At 50.2% G+C, this 20,064-nt stretch carries 17 protein-coding genes; 16 read left to right on the forward strand and 1 reads right to left on the reverse strand.

Annotated features, from left to right (window positions below; genetic code table 11):
- Nucleotides 1-103 precede the first annotated feature (103 nt).
- Nucleotides 104-895, reverse strand: coding sequence for a type I methionyl aminopeptidase (map, locus tag GW591_RS22430; RefSeq protein WP_013574192.1), 792 nt, complete (start codon nt 893-895; stop codon nt 104-106).
- A 367-nt stretch (nt 896-1,262) separates the two neighbouring features.
- Between map and rpsB the strand changes: the two genes are divergently transcribed.
- The 16 genes from rpsB to dnaE all read left to right on the forward strand — a co-directional run bounded on the left by rpsB (nt 1,263) and on the right by dnaE (nt 20,057).
- Nucleotides 1,263-1,988: a 30S ribosomal protein S2 gene (gene rpsB, locus GW591_RS22435; protein ID WP_013574193.1), complete on the forward strand. Its 726-nt coding sequence runs from the start codon at nt 1,263-1,265 to the stop codon at nt 1,986-1,988.
- 147 nt (nt 1,989-2,135) lie between these two features.
- Complete coding sequence (tsf, locus tag GW591_RS22440) at nt 2,136-2,987, forward strand: translation elongation factor Ts (protein WP_013574194.1); 852 nt, start codon at nt 2,136-2,138, stop codon at nt 2,985-2,987.
- A gap of 160 nt (nt 2,988-3,147) precedes the next feature.
- Nucleotides 3,148-3,879 (forward strand): UMP kinase, encoded by a 732-nt coding sequence (gene pyrH, locus GW591_RS22445; protein ID WP_013574195.1) that lies wholly within the window; start codon nt 3,148-3,150, stop codon nt 3,877-3,879.
- A 108-nt stretch (nt 3,880-3,987) separates the two neighbouring features.
- Nucleotides 3,988-4,545, forward strand: coding sequence for a ribosome recycling factor (gene frr / locus GW591_RS22450; protein WP_013574196.1), 558 nt, complete (start codon nt 3,988-3,990; stop codon nt 4,543-4,545).
- Between the two features lie 158 nt (nt 4,546-4,703).
- Nucleotides 4,704-5,900 (forward strand): 1-deoxy-D-xylulose-5-phosphate reductoisomerase, encoded by a 1,197-nt coding sequence (gene ispC, locus GW591_RS22455; protein ID WP_013574197.1) that lies wholly within the window; start codon nt 4,704-4,706, stop codon nt 5,898-5,900.
- 289 nt (nt 5,901-6,189) lie between these two features.
- Nucleotides 6,190-6,948 carry a (2E,6E)-farnesyl-diphosphate-specific ditrans,polycis-undecaprenyl-diphosphate synthase gene (gene ispU / locus GW591_RS22460; RefSeq protein ID WP_013574198.1) on the forward strand — a complete coding sequence of 253 codons (759 nt, stop codon included), beginning with the start codon at nt 6,190-6,192 and terminating at the stop codon, nt 6,946-6,948.
- A gap of 9 nt (nt 6,949-6,957) precedes the next feature.
- Nucleotides 6,958-7,806: a phosphatidate cytidylyltransferase gene (gene cdsA / locus GW591_RS22465; protein WP_013574199.1), complete on the forward strand. Its 849-nt coding sequence runs from the start codon at nt 6,958-6,960 to the stop codon at nt 7,804-7,806.
- A gap of 42 nt (nt 7,807-7,848) precedes the next feature.
- Complete coding sequence (rseP, locus tag GW591_RS22470) at nt 7,849-9,204, forward strand: sigma E protease regulator RseP (RefSeq protein WP_013574200.1); 1,356 nt, start codon at nt 7,849-7,851, stop codon at nt 9,202-9,204.
- Between the two features lie 36 nt (nt 9,205-9,240).
- Nucleotides 9,241-11,661 (forward strand): outer membrane protein assembly factor BamA, encoded by a 2,421-nt coding sequence (gene bamA, locus GW591_RS22475; protein ID WP_013574201.1) that lies wholly within the window; start codon nt 9,241-9,243, stop codon nt 11,659-11,661.
- A 152-nt stretch (nt 11,662-11,813) separates the two neighbouring features.
- Nucleotides 11,814-12,311, forward strand: a complete 498-nt coding sequence (gene skp, locus GW591_RS22480; RefSeq protein ID WP_013574202.1) for a molecular chaperone Skp — start codon at nt 11,814-11,816, stop codon at nt 12,309-12,311.
- Nucleotides 12,312-12,313: 2 nt separating this feature from the next.
- Complete coding sequence (gene lpxD, locus GW591_RS22485; RefSeq protein WP_013574203.1) at nt 12,314-13,336, forward strand: UDP-3-O-(3-hydroxymyristoyl)glucosamine N-acyltransferase; 1,023 nt, start codon at nt 12,314-12,316, stop codon at nt 13,334-13,336.
- A 114-nt stretch (nt 13,337-13,450) separates the two neighbouring features.
- Nucleotides 13,451-13,939, forward strand: a complete 489-nt coding sequence (fabZ, locus tag GW591_RS22490; protein WP_086935265.1) for a 3-hydroxyacyl-ACP dehydratase FabZ — start codon at nt 13,451-13,453, stop codon at nt 13,937-13,939.
- Between the two features lie 3 nt (nt 13,940-13,942).
- On the forward strand, nt 13,943-14,731 hold the full coding sequence (lpxA, locus tag GW591_RS22495; RefSeq protein WP_013574205.1) for an acyl-ACP--UDP-N-acetylglucosamine O-acyltransferase: 789 nt from the start codon (nt 13,943-13,945) through the stop codon (nt 14,729-14,731).
- A gap of 18 nt (nt 14,732-14,749) precedes the next feature.
- Nucleotides 14,750-15,898, forward strand: a complete 1,149-nt coding sequence (gene lpxB / locus GW591_RS22500; protein ID WP_037035142.1) for a lipid-A-disaccharide synthase — start codon at nt 14,750-14,752, stop codon at nt 15,896-15,898.
- On the forward strand, nt 15,895-16,491 hold the full coding sequence (gene rnhB, locus GW591_RS22505; protein ID WP_037035141.1) for a ribonuclease HII: 597 nt from the start codon (nt 15,895-15,897) through the stop codon (nt 16,489-16,491). Before lpxB ends, rnhB begins: the two co-directional genes overlap by 4 nt.
- A gap of 83 nt (nt 16,492-16,574) precedes the next feature.
- Nucleotides 16,575-20,057 carry a DNA polymerase III subunit alpha gene (gene dnaE / locus GW591_RS22510; RefSeq protein ID WP_013574208.1) on the forward strand — a complete coding sequence of 1,161 codons (3,483 nt, stop codon included), beginning with the start codon at nt 16,575-16,577 and terminating at the stop codon, nt 20,055-20,057.
- Nucleotides 20,058-20,064 lie beyond the last annotated feature (7 nt).

The raw sequence follows: 20,064 nt of genomic DNA on the forward strand, positions 1-20,064 counted from the left end.
CAGCCCTACACGTGAGAGACCAATAAACGTGAAAGATAAAAAAAACCGGCTTTCGCCGGCTTGATTCACAGATTTATACCCTCTCCGCAGAGCGGGTGACTGTTTAGTCGTGCGTCAGGATAGCCGGAATGGTGTCATCCTTACGCAGCGTCATAATTTCACAACCGTTATCTGTCACCACAATAGTATGCTCGTACTGAGCCGACAAGCTGCGATCTTTAGTTTTTACTGTCCAGCCGTCTTTCATGGTGCGGATACGGTAATCGCCTGCGTTGACCATCGGTTCAACGGTAAACGCCATACCCGCCTGAAGCACAACACCGCCGTCATCCGCATCGTAATGCAGTACCTGAGGCTCCTCGTGGAAACCCTCACCGATGCCGTGACCGCAATATTCGCGTACCACAGAGAATTTCTCGGCTTCAACGAACTTCTGGATCTCTTTACCCAACGTGCGCAGGCGGATACCAGGCTTGATCAGGCGCAGTGCGATATACAGGCTTTCCTGCGTGATACGGCAAAGACGCTCACCCAGAATCGTCGGTTTACCCGCGATGAACATTTTGGAGGTGTCACCATGGAAACCATCCTTAATGACCGTGACATCAATGTTGACGATGTCGCCATCTTTCAAAATTTTGTCTTCGCTCGGAATACCGTGGCACACCACTTCGTTAACGGAAATACAGACAGATTTCGGGAAGCCGTGGTAATCCAGGCAGGCAGAAACCGCCTGTTGCTTGTTCACGATGTGATCGGCGCAAATGCGATCCAGCTCGCCGGTGCTGACGCCCGGTTTAACGAAAGGCTCAATGATTTCCAGCACTTCCGCGGCCAGACGGCCAGCAACGCGCATTTTTTCGATGTCTTCAGGGGTTTTGATTGAAATAGCCATGTGTTGTCCTGCGGGTTCTGTGCATCAGGTGTGCTTTATTTCTACACCGATGTCGTCAATAATTAGCTGTGGCTTATGGTATCAGCCCTGATATTTGCTGCCAAACTATCATTTCCCGGGAAGCAATCCGGTGAACAAAAGTTGCTGCCGGGCCGTTATTTATGGTATAAAGCGCGCCGGCAATCCGCTCTGGGTCTTACGACTCTGAGGGATTAAAGCCAAAATCACTCATTGTGTACTTATTAACGTAAGTAATAACACACACGTATCGACACATACGCCGGGGTGCCTTGGGAATTCGTTCTGCAGGGTCGGTTGTATGGGATACGTGGAGGCATAACCCCAACTACTTAATAGAGGTTTTATCATGGCAACTGTTTCCATGCGCGACATGCTCAAGGCCGGTGTTCACTTCGGTCACCAAACCCGTTACTGGAACCCGAAAATGAAGCCATTCATCTTCGGCGCTCGTAACAAGGTTCACATCATCAACCTTGAGAAAACTGTTCCAATGTTCAACGAAGCTCTGGCTGAGTTGCAGAAGATCTCCTCCCGTAAAGGTAAGATCCTGTTCGTTGGTACTAAACGCGCAGCAAGCGAAGCGGTAAAAGAAGCTGCACACAACTGCGACCAGTTCTTCGTGAACCATCGCTGGTTGGGCGGCATGCTGACTAACTGGAAAACAGTTCGTCAGTCCATCAAACGTTTGAAAGATCTGGAAATTCAGTCTCAGGACGGCACCTTCGAGAAGCTGACCAAGAAAGAGGCGCTGATGCGTACTCGTGAACTGGCTAAGCTGGAAAACAGCCTGGGTGGTATCAAGGATATGGGTGGTCTTCCTGATGCTCTGTTCGTTATCGATGCTGATCACGAACACATTGCAATCAAAGAAGCTAACAACCTGGGTATCCCGGTATTCTCCATTGTTGATACCAACTCCGATCCGGATGGCGTTGACTTTGTTATCCCAGGTAACGATGACGCAATCCGTGCAGTAAATCTGTACCTGAGCGCTGTTGCTGCCACTGTTCGTGAAGGCCGTTCGCAAGATCTGGCTGTTCAGGCAGAAGAAAGCTTCGTAGAAGCTGAATAATAAGGCAAGCTCAGCAGAGCCCTTATTAACCAGGTATTGAAATATGTTGGTTAGGGGGCCTTTATTGGCCCCCTTTGCTTATCTTAAATGCGAGAAATATCTCACCGCAAAAACCCTTTTTGCACTGAGATAATCGAGGAAAATACAATGGCTGATATTACCGCTGCCCTGGTAAAAGAACTGCGCGAACGTACTGGCGCTGGCATGATGGATTGTAAGAAAGCTCTGGTTGAAGCTAACGGCGACATCGAGCTGGCAATTGAAAACATGCGTAAATCTGGCGCGATCAAAGCGGCGAAAAAAGCAGGCAACGTAGCTGCTGACGGCGTGATCAAAACCAAAATCGAAGGTAACTTCGGCGTGATTCTGGAAGTTAACTGCCAGACTGACTTCGTGGCTAAAGATGCTGGTTTCCAGGCTTTCGCTGACAAAGTACTGGACGCTGCTGTTGCAGGTAAAGTGACTGACGTTGAAGTCCTGAAAGCTCAGTTCGAAGAAGAACGTATTCAGCTGGTTGCTAAAATCGGTGAGAACATCAACATTCGCCGCGTTCAAATCCTTGAAGGCGACGTGTTGGGCAGCTACCTGCACGGCGCTCGTATCGGCGTTCTGATTGCTGCTAAAGGCGCTGATGAAGAACTGGTTAAGCAAATTGCTATGCACGTTGCAGCAAGCAAACCAGAATTCGTTAAGCCTGAAGATGTGTCTGCCGAAGTGGTAGAAAAAGAGTACCAGGTTCAGCTGGACATCGCGATGCAGTCTGGCAAGCCAAAAGAGATTGCAGAGAAAATGGTTGAAGGCCGCATGAAGAAATTCACCGGCGAAGTTTCTCTGACTGGTCAGCCTTTCGTTATCGACCCAAGCAAAACTGTGGGTCAGGTTCTGAAAGAACATAGCGCTGACGTGACTAACTTCATCCGCTTCGAAGTGGGCGAAGGTATCGAGAAAGTTGAGACTGACTTTGCTGCTGAAGTTGCAGCAATGACTAAACAGTCTTAATCAGTATCTGATACACCCTAAAATGGAACCGCTGCGAAAGGGCGGTTCCGTTTTATCCAGCCCCAAATTCCTATTACATTGTGCGTGAATGTCATTCAGACAGCGCTATGATGTAAAGACTGACTATCCATTAAGACACATTGCTTCTAGGACAGACACCATGGCTACCAATGCGAAACCCGTTTATCAACGTATCCTGCTCAAACTCAGTGGCGAAGCCCTGCAGGGTAGTGAAGGTTTTGGTATCGACGCGAGTGTATTAGATCGCATGGCTCAGGAAGTAAAAGAGCTGGTCGAACTCGGCATTCAGGTAGGTGTTGTGATCGGCGGCGGTAACTTGTTCCGTGGCGCGGGTCTGGCACAGGCGGGCATGAATCGTGTTGTAGGCGACCATATGGGTATGCTGGCGACTGTCATGAATGGCCTGGCAATGCGTGATGCATTACACCGCGCCTATGTTAACGCACGCCTGATGTCTGCAATCCCTTTGAACGGTGTTTGTGATAATTACAGCTGGGCAGAAGCCATCAGCTTGCTGCGTCATAACCGTGTGGTGATTTTCTCCGCCGGTACCGGCAATCCTTTCTTTACCACTGACTCAGCAGCGTGTCTGCGCGGGATCGAAATCGAAGCTGATGTGGTATTAAAAGCGACCAAAGTTGACGGCGTATATTCTGCCGACCCGGTGAAAAATCCGGAAGCGACACTCTACGAAACACTGACCTATCAGGAAGTGTTGGAACAGGAATTGAAAGTGATGGATCTGGCGGCCTTCACGCTGGCCCGCGATCACAATCTGCCAATTCGCGTTTTCAACATGAATAAGCCTGGTGCACTGCGTCGCGTGGTGATGGGTGAAAATGAAGGAACGCTGATTTCTAAAGCGGAGTGATCCTTCACAATTGAACATTACGTTCAGCCAGCCTCTGCTGGCATGAGTATTCACGGACTATACTGATGTTATGGTCTGCCAGGTAATCAGCTTTCAAAGGTTCACAACGTGATTAACGAAATCAAAAAAGACGCTGAAATTCGCATGGAAAAATGCGTTGAATCATTCAAAACGCATATCAGCAAAATCCGTACCGGCCGTGCATCTCCGGGCATCCTGGATGGCATCATGGTGGAATACTACGGTTCAGCAACGCCTCTGCGTCAGCTGGCACAGGTGACGGTGGAAGATTCCCGTACTCTGGCAATCTCTGTTTTTGACCGCTCTATCAGCGCTGCTGTTGAAAAAGCGATCATGACCTCTGATTTGGGTCTGAACCCGTCTTCTGCAGGCGCGACAATTCGTGTTCCATTGCCAGCGCTGACCGAAGAACGTCGTAAAGACTTGATCAAAGTGGTGCGTGGCGAAGCAGAGCAGGGCCGTGTCTCTGTCCGTAACGTCCGCCGCGATGCGAACGATAAAACCAAAGCACTGTTGAAAGATAAAGAAATCAGCGAAGACGAAGATCGCCGTTCCCAGGACGATATTCAGAAACTGACTGATATTTTCATCAAGAAAATCGACGTTGCTCTGAGCGAGAAAGAAGCCGAGTTAATGGAGTTCTAATCCGGCTTGAATTTCTTCCAAAGCGCCGCAATTGCGGCGCTTTGTCTTTTATCGGGCTTTAAATTTTTTACCTGTTCGAACAATCTCATGGACAAGCCAGATAAGAGGTTTCAGACTGTGCACTTTCCGAATTTACGAGCGCTATCCCGGGCATTTTCATGAAACAAATGACTATTCTTGGTTCGACAGGGTCTGTCGGCACCAGCACGCTTTCCGTTGTCCGGTCTAACCCTGACGATTTCGCCGTTAAAGCACTGGTTGCAGGGCGCAATGTTGACGTTATGGCGCAGCAGTGTCTTGAGTTTCACCCTGCCTATGCTTCGATGGCGGATGAATCTTCTGCCCGTGCGCTGAGAGCCATTCTGGCTGAACAGGGAAGCCGTACCGAGGTGCTTTCCGGACCCGATGCGGCGACTGAACTGGCCGCTCTTGATGATGTGGATCAGGTGATGTCGGCTATCGTGGGGGCTGCGGGCTTGTTACCGACACTCGCTGCTGTCCGCGCCGGTAAAAAGGTACTTCTGGCTAACAAAGAATCGCTGGTGACCTGCGGGCGCATTTTTATGGACGCTGTCCGCCATAGTCAGTCTCAGCTATTGCCTATCGACAGTGAACATAACGCTATTTTCCAGAGTTTGCCTGAATCCATTCAAAAACAGCTGGGATATGCTTCCCTCGAAAGCCACGGGATCTCCCGCATTATTTTAACCGGATCCGGTGGCCCGTTCCGCGAACTGCCGTTGGATAAATTTCGCGATGTCACTCCTGATCAGGCTTGCGCGCATCCCAACTGGTCGATGGGGCGTAAAATTTCCGTCGACTCGGCAACCATGATGAATAAAGGGCTGGAGTATATTGAAGCCCGCTGGTTGTTTAATGCCTCTGCTGCTGAGATGGAAGTGATTATCCATCCGCAATCCGTGATCCATTCCATGGTGCGTTATTGCGATGGCAGCGTGCTGGCTCAACTTGGCTCGCCGGATATGCGTACCCCAATTGCGCATGCCATGGCATATCCGCACAGAGTCAGAACTGACGTCGAAGCGTTGGATTTTTGTAAAATGGGTGCGATGACTTTCAGTGCACCGGATTACGCACGTTATCCTTGTTTGCAATTGGCTATCGAAGCCAGCAACACCGGGCAGGCAGCGACGACGGCACTGAATGCCGCGAATGAAATTTCGGTGGCCGCGTTCCTCAATGGTGAGATTCGTTTTACTGACATTGCTGGCCTGAATCGTCAGGTGATGGAGCAGTTAGTGAGCGCTGAACCTGATTCTGTTGAGGAAGTGTTGGAGATCGACGCGCAGGCGAGAGCCAGTGCACGTGAGAAACTTCATACATTTGCGCTATAAGGCTGTTTTTGTACTTATGCAGCAGTTTGTTAGCATCACATTGAAATGGTATAGTCTGCGCCACACTGACAGTAGATTTGGCTTTTCAGGGCCTGAGTGTTAAAGGTGGAATCGGTGATCTGTCAGTGTAAGCCGTGCCTGCAAGGGGGACACGGCTTTTTTGCGCGTGTAGTCGCACCAGCGACAGAAAGGTGTGCCGCCAGCTAACTGTTGTGGCGTCGTCAGCCAGAAGAATGTTATGCCAGCCAGAAAGCCGCTGTGTTCTGATAAAAGGAAATGAGTACGCGTTATGTCCCTCGAAAATCAACAGATGTCTGATATGTATTGCTCTCAACCTCGCCATGTTGCCATTATCATGGACGGTAACGGACGCTGGGCAAAACGTCAGGGGAAAATGAGGGTATTCGGTCATAAAGCAGGAGTGAAGTCGGTGCGCAAAGCGGTAAGTTTTGCTGCCAGTCATCACCTTGATGCACTCACGCTTTATGCCTTTAGTAGTGAAAACTGGAATCGTCCGGCCCAGGAAGTCTCCGCATTGATGGAGTTGTTCGTCCGTGCATTAGACAGTGAAGTCAAAAGCTTGCATAAACATAATGTCAGGCTTCGGGTCATTGGCGACGTCAGTCGCTTTAGTGCTCGTCTGCAGGAACGCATTCGTCGTTCAGAAACAATGACTCAAAATAACGACGGTCTTACCCTGAACATTGCCGCGAATTACGGTGGCCGATGGGATATTATTCAAGGCGTTAAGACTCTGGCGGGTCAGGTTGAAGCCGGCACGCTGCGGGCAGAACAGATTACAGAAGAATTGCTGAATTCAGCGGTCTGTATGAGCGAACTGGCCCCCGTCGATTTGGTGATCAGAACCGGTGGGGAACATAGGATCAGTAACTTTTTGCTGTGGCAAATTGCCTACGCGGAGCTCTACTTTACCGATGTCCTCTGGCCTGATTTTGATGAAAATACCTTTGAAGGTGCGCTGACTGCTTTTGCACAACGCGAGCGCCGCTTCGGGGGGACTACACCTATCGGCGCCAATGCGTCCTAGGGAGAACATTTGCTGAAGTATCGCATTATCACAGCTCTGATTTTAATACCGATTGTTATTGCAGCACTCTTTTTATTACCGCCTGTCGGTTTTGCCATCGTGACGTTAGTTGTGTGCATGCTGGCAGCGTGGGAGTGGGGGCAACTGGCCGGTTTTGCAAGCCGTAATCAGCGCATCTGGCTGGCTATATTATGTGGTTTCCTGCTGGCAGCGATGATGTTGAGCATACCTGCTTACCAGCAAAGCGTGCATCTGTTGCAAGTCGGAGGCTCATTATGGGCTGCGCTTGCGTGGTGGTGTCTGGCATTGGTGCTGGTGGTTGGATATCCTGCTTCGGCAGCCTTCTGGCGCCATTCCCGTGTGCTGCGCTTAGTCTTTGGCATACTGACTATTGTGCCGTTTTTCTGGGGTATGGTCGCACTGCGCCAATACGGTTATGCAGAAAATCATCATACTGGCGCATGGTGGTTGTTATATGTGATGCTACTGGTCTGGGGGGCAGACTCCGGCGCTTACCTGTTTGGTAAATTATTTGGTAAGCATAAACTGGCGCCTAAAGTATCCCCGGGGAAAACCTGGGAAGGGTTTGCTGGCGGTCTTCTGACTTCAGCCCTCATAGCCTGGTTATTTGGCCGCTATGCACCACTTGATGTGGTACCGTCGACCTTATTGATTTGTTCCGTTGTTGCCGCGCTGGCTTCTGTGCTGGGCGACCTGACGGAAAGTATGTTCAAACGCGAGGCAGGGATCAAAGACAGTGGTCATATGATCCCTGGTCACGGCGGAATACTGGATCGTATCGACAGCCTGACGGCTGCGGTGCCTGTATTCGCCTGTCTGATGCTGTTAGTGTATTAATCCGTCTGTGACGGTGAAGTTTCCTAAGGAATAGTTAGACATATGATGAACATACTCTGGAGCCTGGCCGCCTTTATCGTCGCATTGGGGGTGCTTATCACCGTGCACGAGTTCGGCCATTTCTGGGTTGCTCGTCGTTGTGGTGTGCGTGTCGAACGTTTTTCTGTCGGTTTTGGACGCGCGCTATGGCGCCGGACTGACCGTCAGGGAACAGAGTATGTTCTGGCCATCATTCCTCTCGGAGGCTACGTTAAGATGCTCGACGAGCGCGTCGAGGCTGTAGCGCCTGAATTCCGCCACCAATCTTTCAATAACAAAAAAATCTGGCAGCGCGCTGCTATCATCAGCGCCGGGCCGATCGCCAATTTCATTTTTGCTGTTTTTGCTTACTGGCTGATCTTCGTCATCGGCGTGCCGAGCGTGCGTCCTGTCGTGGCAAATGTCACTGCAAATTCAATTGCCGCACAATCCAATATTTCACCCGGAATGGAACTAAAATCTGTTGCGGGTATCGAAACGCCTGATTGGGATTCAGTTCGTATGGCGTTAGTCGGCGAAATTGGTGATGATCAAACGACGGTTGATGTGGCGCAATTTGGCTCGTCCCAGGTCGTTGAGAAAACTCTGGATTTGCGTCAATGGCAGTTTGATCCTGAAAAGCAGGATCCGGTGGTGTCTCTGGGGATGATTCCCAGAGGGCCGCAGATAGAATCTGTTCTGCAGGAGGTGCAGCCAGATTCAGCCGCGCAAAAGGCGGGTTTGCAAGCCGGGGACAGGATCGTTAAAGTCGATGGTCAGATTCTGGAAAGCTGGCAGTCGTTTGTCATACAGGTACGTGACAATCCGGGTAAACCAATTGCACTGGAAGTTGAGCGGGCGGGGAATCCCGTCGCGTTAACGCTGACGCCGGACACGAAGTCCGCAGGTAAAGGCAAGATACAGGGTTTTGCTGGTGTGGTACCGAAAGTGATACCGCTGCCTGATGAATATAAAACAATCCGTCAGTATGGCCCGTTTGTGGCGTTTTATGAGGCCGGGGATAAAACCTGGCAACTGATGAAACTCACAGTGAGCATGCTGGGTAAGTTAATTACCGGAGATGTGAAGCTGAACAATCTGAGTGGCCCAATATCCATCGCACAGGGCGCAGGAATGTCAGCTGAATATGGTTTGGTGTCTTACCTCACGTTTTTGGCACTCATTAGTGTCAATCTGGGGATCATCAACCTCTTCCCATTACCGGTATTAGATGGTGGACACCTGCTGTTTCTCGCAATAGAAAAGCTTAAAGGTGGGCCAGTTTCCGAGCGAGTTCAGGACTTCAGTTACCGCATTGGTTCAGTTTTGCTGGTGTTGTTGATGGGGCTTGCACTTTTCAATGATTTCTCCCGTCTTTAAGGCCGGAGATTAGGTTAGGAAGAACGCATAACAACGATGGCGATCAAAAAGTTGCTCATAGCGTCGCTGCTGTTTGGCAGCGCCACCGTATACGGTGCAGACGGTTTCGTAGTGAAAGATATTCATTTCGAAGGCCTGCAGCGAGTTGCCGTCGGTGCGGCGTTACTCAATATGCCGGTTCGCGTCGGTGATACGGTGACTGACGATGATATCAGTAATACCATTCGTGCATTGTTTGCCACTGGCAACTTCGAGGATGTTCGTGTCCTGCGCGATGGAAATTCTCTGATTGTTCAGGTCAAAGAACGTCCAACTATTGCCAGCATTACTTTCTCCGGTAACAAATCGGTGAAAGATGACATGCTGAAGCAAAACCTGGAGGCCTCTGGCGTCCGTGTTGGCGAAGCCCTTGACCGTACAACCATCGGCAGCATCGAGAAAGGTCTCGAAGACTTCTATTACAGCGTCGGTAAATACAGTGCATCGGTAAAAGCGGTTGTGACCCCTTTGCCACGTAACCGTGTTGATCTGAAGCTGGTCTTCACCGAAGGTGTTTCTGCCAAAATTCAGCAGATCAACATTGTTGGTAACCATGCCTTTACGACCGATGATCTGATTTCACGCTTCCAGCTGCGTGATGAAGTGCCATGGTGGAACGTGGTCGGTGACCGTAAATATCAGAAACAAAAACTCGCGGGTGACCTTGAAACCCTGCGTAGTTTCTATCTGGATCGCGGTTATGCCCGTTTCAACATTGATTCGACTCAGGTCAGCCTGACGCCGGACAAAAAAGGCATCTACATTACGCTGAACATCACAGAAGGTGAGCAATACAAACTTTCTGGCGTTGAAGTGACTGGCAGCATGGCGGGTCACTCAGCAGAAGTTCAAAGCCTGACTAAAATTGATAAAGGCGAACTGTATAACGGCGCCAAAGTCACCAAAATGGAAAACGACATCAAGCAGATGCTGGGTCGTTATGGCTATGCCTATCCGCGTGTGACTACACAGCCAGAAATTAATGATGCAGACAAGACCGTCAAACTGCATATCAACGTTGATGCGGGGAACCGTTTCTATGTACGTCATATCCGTTTTGAAGGTAATGACACCAGTAAGGACAGCGTACTGCGCCGTGAAATGCGTCAGATGGAAGGTGCCTGGTTGGGCAACGATCTGGTCGATAAAGGTAAAGAGCGTCTGAACCGTCTGGGTTATTTCGAAACGGTTGATGTTGATACGCAGCGTGTTCCAGGTTCGCCTGATCAGGTTGATGTTGTCTACAAAGTGAAAGAACGTAACACCGGTAGCTTCAACTTTGGTGTGGGTTACGGTACTGAGAGTGGTGTCAGCTTCCAGGTGGGTGTCCAGCAGGATAACTGGCTGGGTACGGGTAATTCTGTTGGCATCAGCGGTACTAAAAACGATTACCAGACATATGCAGAATTCACTATCACTGACCCTTACTTCACCGTTGATGGCGTAAGTCTGGGTGGTCGTATCTTCTATAACGACTTCAAAGCTGATGATGCGGACCTGTCCAGCTATACCAACAGAAGTTATGGTATTGGCGGTAATCTTGGTTTCCCAATCAATGAAAATAACTCATTGCGCCTGGGTCTGGATTACGTACACAACGATCTGTCCAATATGGAACCACAGATCGCTATGTTCCGTTATCTGAACTCTGTTGGGCTGAAACCGCCGGTGACCACCAGTGACAATGCTGATGCTGACTTTAGTGCGAATGATTTCTTCGCCAACCTCGGCTGGGGTTATAACAATCTCGACCGTGGCTACTTCCCGACATCTGGGACGAAAGCCAGTCTGAACGGTAAAGTAACCGTTCCGGGTTCTGATAACGAATATTATAAAATTACATTTGATTCAACCAGTTATATGCCGCTAAATCAGGATCGTGACTGGGTGCTGATGGGCCGTGCGCGTGCAGGTTACGCAGACGGTCTTGGCGGTAAAGAAGTGCCGTTCTACGACAACTTCTATGCCGGTGGTTCAAGCAGTGTTCGTGGTTTCCAGTCGAACACCATTGGTCCAAAAGCGGCATACTACAAATGTACTACGGCTAACACATCTTACAGCGGCTGTCCGATTGATAACTCAAACGACGCAGTTGGCGGTAACGCAATGGCAGTATTGAGTGCTGAACTGATTGTTCCGACTCCATTTGTTAGCGAGAAATACGCTAACTCATTGCGTACTTCCCTGTTCGTGGACAGCGGTACTGTTTGGGATACAGGTTGGGAAAACACCCCGCAGACTATTGCGGCAGGCGTTCCTGATTACAGTAAACCAGGTAACATTCGTGTTTCTTCGGGTCTTGCGTTGCAGTGGATGTCTCCACTTGGACCATTGGTCTTCTCCTACGCACAACCGGTCAAGAAATATGAAGGCGATAAGGCAGAACAGTTCCAGTTTAACATTGGTAAAACCTGGTAACGTTCTGTCCGGGCAGAAGTTGTCCAGCAGAATCGCAATGGCCTGATGATAAATCTCATACACGGGTTTCGGCCCGTGTATTGTTTTCATGTCAGGTGTTTTGTGTAATTTAATGTGCCATATGGCACAACGGGTGATGGAAGGAGTTTATAGTGAAAAAGTGGTTATATGCCGCAGGCCTCGGTTTAGTTATGGCTTCTTCAGCTAGCGTTCAGGCTGCTGATAAAATTGCTATCGTTAACGTAGCAAGTATTTTCCAACAAATGCCTGCTCGTGAAGCTGTAGCAAAACAGCTGGAAAACGAGTTCAAAAGCCGTGCGACAGATTTGCAATCTCAGGAACGTGATCTGCAAACCAAAATGCAACGTCTGCAACGCGATGGCTCTACAATGAAAGCCAGCGACCGTTCTAAACTTGAAAAAGACGTAATGGCTCAGCGTGAAGCATTCTCTGCAAAAGCGCAGCAATTCGACCAGGACAACCGTCGTCGTCAGGGCGAAGAGCGCAACAAAATCCTGAGCCGTATTCAGGACGCTGTGAAAACTGTAGCAAGTAAAGAAGGTTATGACGTTGTTATCGATGCTAATGCCATTGCATATGCTGACAATAGCAAAGACATTACTGCTGATGTGCTGAAACAGGTTAAATAAACATGTCTTCAATTCGACTGGCTGATCTCGCACAGCAGTTGGATGCACAATTGCACGGTGATGGCGAAATTGCCATCACCGGCGTTGCTTCAATGCATTCCGCACACTCTGAGCAAATCACGTTTTTATCAAACAGCCGTTACCGTGAACAGTTGGCTTCCTGCAATGCAGGCGCCGTAGTGTTGACCGAAGCGGATCTGCCATTTTGCCCTACAGCGGCATTAGTGGTTAAAAACCCTTACCTGACGTATGCGCGGATGGCGCAATTGCTGGATACCACGCCAGCACCGGCAGTGGATATCGCGGCGAGTGCGGTGATTTCAGACAGTGCAACATTAGGTAAGAATGTCTCGGTTGGCGCAAATGCAGTCATCGAATCAGGCGTTGTATTGGGTGACAATGTTGTCATCGGTGCAGGCTGTTTTATCGGTAAAGAGGCAAAAATAGGCGCTGGCACACGGTTGTGGGCCAATGTTTCTATTTATCACCGCGTTGAAATCGGCGAGCAGTGCTTGATTCAGTCAGGTACTGTGATCGGCGCTGATGGTTTTGGTTATGCCAATGATCGTGGTAATTGGGTTAAAATCCCACAGTTAGGTACTGTCATTATCGGTGACCGTGTTGAAATCGGTGCCTGTACCACGATTGACCGTGGCGCACTGGATGACACTATCATTAGCAATGGCGTCATCATTGATAACCAATGTCAGATTGCACACAACGTCGTGATTGGAGACAATACGGCGGTCGCTGGCGGTGTTATTATGGCCGGTAGTCTGAAAATTGGACGCTACTGCCAGATCGGCGGAGCCAGTGTTATCAATGGTCACATGGAAATCTGTGATCAGGCCGTAGTGACGGGAATGGGAATGGTAATGCGACCAATCACTGAACCTGGGGTATACTCCTCCGGTATCCCGTTACAACCGAATAAAGTTTGGCGTAAGACGGCTGCATTGGTAATGAATATCGACGAGATGAATAAACGCCTCAAAGCTGTCGAGCGTAAAATCGAAAAAGATTAATTACCACCTACGGTGCTGCTTTGTGTTCCCTTCGTTGAGTGAACCTGCGACATACGTTCCTATTTGCGGCCTGCCTGATGACCTTCTTTTGGGGTCTGGCAGGCCGTGTTATTGATGCCATCAGTTTTTATAGACAGGAAGAGTATTTTGACTACTGACACTCATACTCTGCATATTGAAGAGATACTGGATTTACTGCCACACCGTTACCCGTTCTTGCTGGTTGATCGCGTGTTGGATTTTGAGAAAGGGAAATTTTTGCGCGCTGTGAAAAACGTTTCTTTTAACGAACCGTTCTTCCAGGGCCATTTCCCGGGTAAACCGATTTTCCCGGGCGTTTTGATTCTGGAAGCAATGGCTCAGGCCACCGGCATTCTGGCATTTAAAAGCGTTGGAAAACTGGAACCTGGCGAATTGTATTATTTTGCAGCAATCGACGATGCACGCTTTAAACGTCCGGTCCTGCCGGGTGACCAGATGGTTCTGGAAGTTGAATTCATTAAAGAGCGTCGTGGCGTTGCTCGTTTCAAAGGTGTCGCGAAAGTCGATGGCGAGATCGCTTGCGAGGCATCAATGATGTGCGCCCGCCGCCGGGAGTCTTAATACATGATTGATAAAACCGCCTTTATTCATCCAAGCGCTATTGTTGAAGACGGTGCTGTTATCGGTGCCAGAGTTCATATCGGTCCTTTCTGCTACGTGGGTTCCCAGGTAGAAATTGGTGAAGGCACCGAGCTTAAATCACACGTAGTTCTTAATGGCGTGACCAAAATTGGTCGCGATAACCGCATCTTTCAGTTCGTTTCCATTGGTGAAATTAACCAGGATCTGAAATATGCCGGTGAACCAACACGCGTTGAGGTCGGCGATCGCAACAATATTCGTGAGAGCGTTACCATTCATCGTGGTACCGTTCAGGGCGGTGGTCTGACAAAAGTGGGTAGTGATAACCTGTTGATGGTTAACGCACATATTGCCCACGATTGTGTCATTGGGAATCGCTGTATTCTGGCGAACAACGCGACCCTCGGTGGTCACGTTGAGGTTGATGATTTCGCGATCATTGGCGGCATGACGGCAGTGCATCAGTTCTGTATTATCGGTGCGCATGTGATGGTGGGTGGATGTTCCGGGGTTGCTCAGGATGTTCCTCCGTTTGTCATTGCGCAAGGTAACCATGCGACACCTTTCGGCATCAATATCGAAGGGCTTAAGCGACGTGGTTTCGAAAAAGCCGATCTGCACGCTATCCGCAATGCTTATAAGTTACTGTACCGCAGCGGTAAAACGCTGGAAGAAGCACAACCGGAAATCGCTGCTATCGCGGCTGAATTCCCGAAAGCTAAACCTTTCAGTGATTTCTTTGACCGCTCAACGCGCGGTATTATTCGCTGATCTGCGCTACGGAAAACAATGCAAAAGCCTGTTCTGACAATTGGCCTGGTGGCCGGTGAAACGTCCGGTGACATTCTTGGCGCCGGGCTGATTCGAGCCTTGAAGAAGCATCATCCTGATGCCCGTTTTGTGGGTGTCGCGGGTCCGCTGATGCAGGCGGAAGGATGCGAAGCCTGGTACGAGATGGAAGAACTGGCGGTTATGGGCGTGGTGGAAGTTCTTGAACGGCTGCCACGCTTGTTGAAAATCCGCAAAGATCTGACCCGTCGTTTTAGCGAACTGAAGCCTGATGTGTTCGTGGGCATTGATGCTCCTGACTTCAACATCACGCTTGAAGGTCGTTTGAAGCAGCGCGGTCTGCGTACTATTCACTATGTCAGCCCGTCTGTCTGGGCCTGGCGTCAAAAACGTGTTTTCAAAATCGGCAAGGCAACGGATCTGGTTTTGGCATTCCTGCCTTTCGAAAAAGCGTTTTATGACAAATTCAATGTTCCCTGTCGTTTCATTGGTCATACGATGGCCGATGCGATGCCGCTGCATCCTGATAAACAGGCTGCACGTTTGTCACTCGGTATTCCTGAAGATGTGCATTGCCTTGCTTTGCTGCCGGGAAGTCGTCACGCTGAAGTGGAAATGCTCAGCGCGGATTTTCTGAAAACAGCTTTGCAGCTACGACAGACTTATCCTGATTTACATGTCGTTGTGCCCCTGGTGAATGCCAAACGTCGCGAGCAGTTTGAACGGATCAAGGCTGAAATAGCCCCTGATCTTCCTGCGCATTTGCTCGATGGGAAAGGTCGGGAAGCGATGATCGCCAGTGATGCCGCTTTACTGGCATCGGGAACGGCAGCGCTGGAATGTATGCTGGCAAAATGCCCGATGGTTGTGGGTTATCGTATGAAGCCTTTCACTTTCTGGCTGGCGGAACGTCTGGTGAAAACGCCGTATGTTTCATTGCCAAATCTGCTGGCACGGCGGGAAATTGTCACCGAATTACTGCAAACCGAATGTGTACCTGACAAACTTTCTGCTGCGTTGCTGCCTTTATTGGCTGGTGGTGAGAAAAGCCGGGAACTGCGTGAGACGTTCCTGGAACTGCATGAAAGTATCCGCCGTGACGCAGACGAACAGGCTGCTCAGGCTGTCATGGAGCTGGCAAAGCGATGAGTGATGTATTTATCTATCCACAAGCTGTCTGTATTGCAGGCGTGGATGAAGTGGGGCGTGGTCCTTTAGTGGGGGCAGTCGTCACCGCTGCTGTGATTCTTGATCCTGCTAACCCGATTGCCGGGCTGGCAGATTCCAAGAAACTCTCTGAAAAGCGCCGTGAGGCGTTATACATCGAAATCAAAGAGAAAGCGCTGGCCTGGAGTCTCGGGCGCGCTGAACCACATGAAATTGATGAACTGAATATTTTGCATGCCACCATGCTGGCAATGCAAAGAGCCGTTGCCGGTTTGTGTATTACGCCTGATATGGTGCTGATTGACGGCAATCGCTGCCCTAAACTTCCGATGGCTTCACAGGCGATAGTGAAAGGGGACAGCAAAGTCGCTGAAATTAGCGCAGCCTCAATTTTGGCTAAAGTCACCCGCGACCGCGAAATGGTTGAACTGGATCTTCAGTTCCCTGAATATGGTTTTGCGAAGCACAAAGGCTATCCGACGCCGGTGCATCTTGAAAGTCTTGCCCGTCTTGGAGCCACTACACACCACCGTCGAAGTTTTTCACCGGTGAAACGCGCGCTCGGACTGGCATAACGCGTCATTTGTTCCTGCCCGTTTTTATTGCTAAAAAAGACGGGCACACAAACCTTTAATTCACTCATTTCTGGACTCTGGATATGGCCGAACCTCGTTTTATTCATCTGCGTGTACATAGCGACTATTCCATGGTGGATGGGCTTGCGAAGGTCGGTCCGCTGGTGAAATGCGCAGCGTCACTCGGCATGCCTGCTCTGGCGATTACCGATTTCACTAACTTGTGCGGACTGGTTAAATTTTACGGTGCGGCACATGGCGCAGGTGTAAAACCGATTATCGGTGCAGACCTGAATGTCCAAAGCGAAATTCTGGGTGATGAACTGGCCCAACTGACTGTTCTGGCGATGAATAATCAGGGTTACCAGAACCTGACATTATTGATTTCCAGAGCATATCAGCGCGGTTACGGCGCAGCCGGGCCGATCGTCGACCTCGAATGGCTGGCAGAACTCAATGAAGGTTTGATCCTGCTGTCCGGCGCGAGAATGGGTGATGTCGGTAAGTTTCTGACCCGCGGAAATGATTTGCAAGTCAGTCAGTGCCTGGATTTCTACCAGCAGTATTTCCCTGATCGCTATTATCTCGAATTGATCCGTACCGGTCGGGCAGAAGAAGAAAACTATCTGCATGCGGCGGTCGCACTGGCGACAGAACGCGGTTTGCCGGTGGTGGCAACCAACGACGTGCGCTTTATGGTGCCGACCGACTTTGATGCCCATGAGATTCGTGTTGCGATCCACGATGGCTTTACACTGGATGATCCTAAACGTCCGCGCAATTACACTTCACAGCAATATATGCGCAGTGAAGATGAAATGTGCGAGCTGTTTGAGGATTTGCCTGAAGCTCTGCAAAACAGCGTGGAAATCGCCAAACGCTGTAATGTCACCATCCGTCTGGGCGAATATTTTCTGCCGCAGTTTCCTACCGGTGATATGACCACTGAAGATTTTCTGGTCGAAAAATCAAAAATCGGGCTGGAAGAGCGCCTTGAGTTTTTATTCCCGGATCCGGAAGTTCGTGCACAAAGACGCCCTGAATATGACGAGCGTCTGGACATCGAACTTAAAGTTATCAACCAGATGGGTTTCCCCGGTTACTTCCTGATCGTAATGGAATTCATCCAGTGGTCGAAAGATAACAGCGTGCCTGTCGGGCCGGGGCGTGGTTCCGGTGCGGGTTCTCTGGTGGCGTATGCCCTGAAAATCACCGATCTGGATCCGCTCGAGTTTGACCTGCTGTTCGAACGTTTCCTTAACCCTGAACGTGTTTCCATGCCCGACTTTGACGTCGACTTCTGCATGGAAAAACGCGACCGGGTTATCGATCACGTTTCAGAAATGTATGGCCGCGAAGCGGTCTCGCAGATCATCACCTTCGGTACCATGGCGGCCAAAGCGGTGATCCGCGATGTGGGGCGTGTTCTGGGCCATCCTTACGGTTTCGTTGACCGCATTTCCAAACTGGTGCCTCCTGATCCGGGGATGACGCTTGAAAAAGCATTTGCCGCTGAGCCGCAGTTGCCAGAGATTTACGAGGCTGACGAAGAAGTTAAGTCGCTGATCGATATGGCGCGTCAGCTGGAAGGTGTAACCCGTAATGCCGGTAAACATGCCGGTGGTGTGGTGATTGCGCCGACCAAAATCACTGATTTCGCGCCGCTTTATTGTGACGCAGAAGGTAATCACCCGGTCACGCAGTTCGATAAAAATGACGTGGAATACGCGGGTCTGGTGAAGTTCGACTTCCTCGGTCTGCGTACGCTGACCATCATCGACTGGGCGCTGGAGATGATCAACGCCCGCCGTGCGAAAGCCGGTGAGGCACCGCTGGATATTGCGGCCATCCCGCTGGATGATAAAAAAAGCTTCGACATGCTGCAACGCTCGGAAACCACGGCGGTATTCCAGCTTGAATCCCGCGGCATGAAAGATTTGATCAAACGTCTGAAGCCCGACAGCTTCGAAGATATGATCGCACTGGTCGCGCTGTTCCGCCCTGGGCCATTGCAGTCCGGCATGGTGGATAACTTTATTGACCGTAAACATGGTCGTGAAGAGATTTCTTATCCGGATATCCAGTGGCAGCATGAATCCCTGAAACCTGTGCTGGAGCCGACATACGGCATCATCCTGTATCAGGAACAGGTTATGCAGATTGCGCAGGTTCTGGCCGGTTACTCGCTGGGTGGTGCAGACATGCTCCGCCGTGCAATGGGTAAGAAAAACCCGGTGGAGATGGCCAAGCAGCGCGGTGGTTTTGAAGAGGGGGCCAAATCTCGGGGTATTGACGGCGAACTGGCGATTAAAATCTTTGACCTGGTAGAGAAATTTGCCGGTTACGGTTTTAACAAATCTCACTCGGCGGCTTACGCTTTAGTCTCGTATCAGACGCTGTGGCTGAAAGCGCACTATCCTGCGGAGTTCATGGCGGCGGTAATGACGGCTGATATGGATAACACCGAGAAAGTGGTCGGGCTGGTGGATGAATGCTGGCGTATGGGGCTGAAGATTTTACCGCCTGATATCAACAGCGGTCTGTATCATTTCCACGTGAATGATGAAGGCGAAATTGTTTACGGCATCGGCGCGATTAAAGGCGTGGGTGAAGGTCCGATTGAAGCCATTATTGAAGCGCGTAACGAAGGCGGCTATTTCAAAGAACTGTTTGATCTCTGCGCGCGTGCTGACGTCAAAAAACTGAACAAACGTATTCTCGAGAAGCTGATCATGTCCGGGGCGTTTGACCGCCTGGGACCACACCGTGCCGCGTTGATGAGTTCCCTAAGCGACGCATTGAAAGCCGCTGATCAACATGCCAAAGCCGAGGCGATTGGTCAGGTTGATATGTTTGGTGTGCTTGCAGAAGCACCTGAGCAGGTTGAGAAATCTTACGCGAATGTGATGCCATGGCCGGAACAAACTGTTCTGGATGGCGAACGTGAGACGCTCGGCTTGTATCTGACCGGCCATCCGATCACACAATATTTGAAAGAAATTGAACGTTATGGCGGCGGCCAGCGTTTAAAAGATATGCATCCGACGGAACGGGGCAAAATGACCGTCGCAGTGGGGCTGGTCCTCGCTGCGCGTGTCATGGTCACCAAGCGGGGTAACCGCATTGGGATCTGTACACTTGATGACCGTTCCGGTCGTCTGGAAGTGATGTTGTTCACCGAAGCGTTGGAAAAATTCCAGCATTTATTGGAAAAAGACCGTATCCTTATCGCCACAGGACAGGTCAGCTTTGATGACTTCAGTGGCGGGCTTAAAATGATGGCCCGCGATGTAATGGACATCAGTGAAGCACGGGAAAAATATGCTCGCGGTCTTGCTATCTCGCTGACTGACAGGCAAATTGATGACCAGCTTTTGAACCGTCTCCGCCAATCGTTGGAACCACATCGATCGGGGACGATACCAGTGCATCTGTATTACCAACGAGAAAACGCAAGAGCCCGGCTACGATTCGGGGCGTCATGGCGTGTTACGCCAACGGACAAACTGTTGCTGGATTTGCGAGGCCTGGTCGGTACTGAGCAGGTGGAACTGGAATTTGACTAAAATAGGA

This window comes from Rahnella aceris (assembly GCF_011684115.1).
Taxonomy (GTDB): Bacteria; Pseudomonadota; Gammaproteobacteria; order Enterobacterales; family Enterobacteriaceae; genus Rahnella; species Rahnella aceris.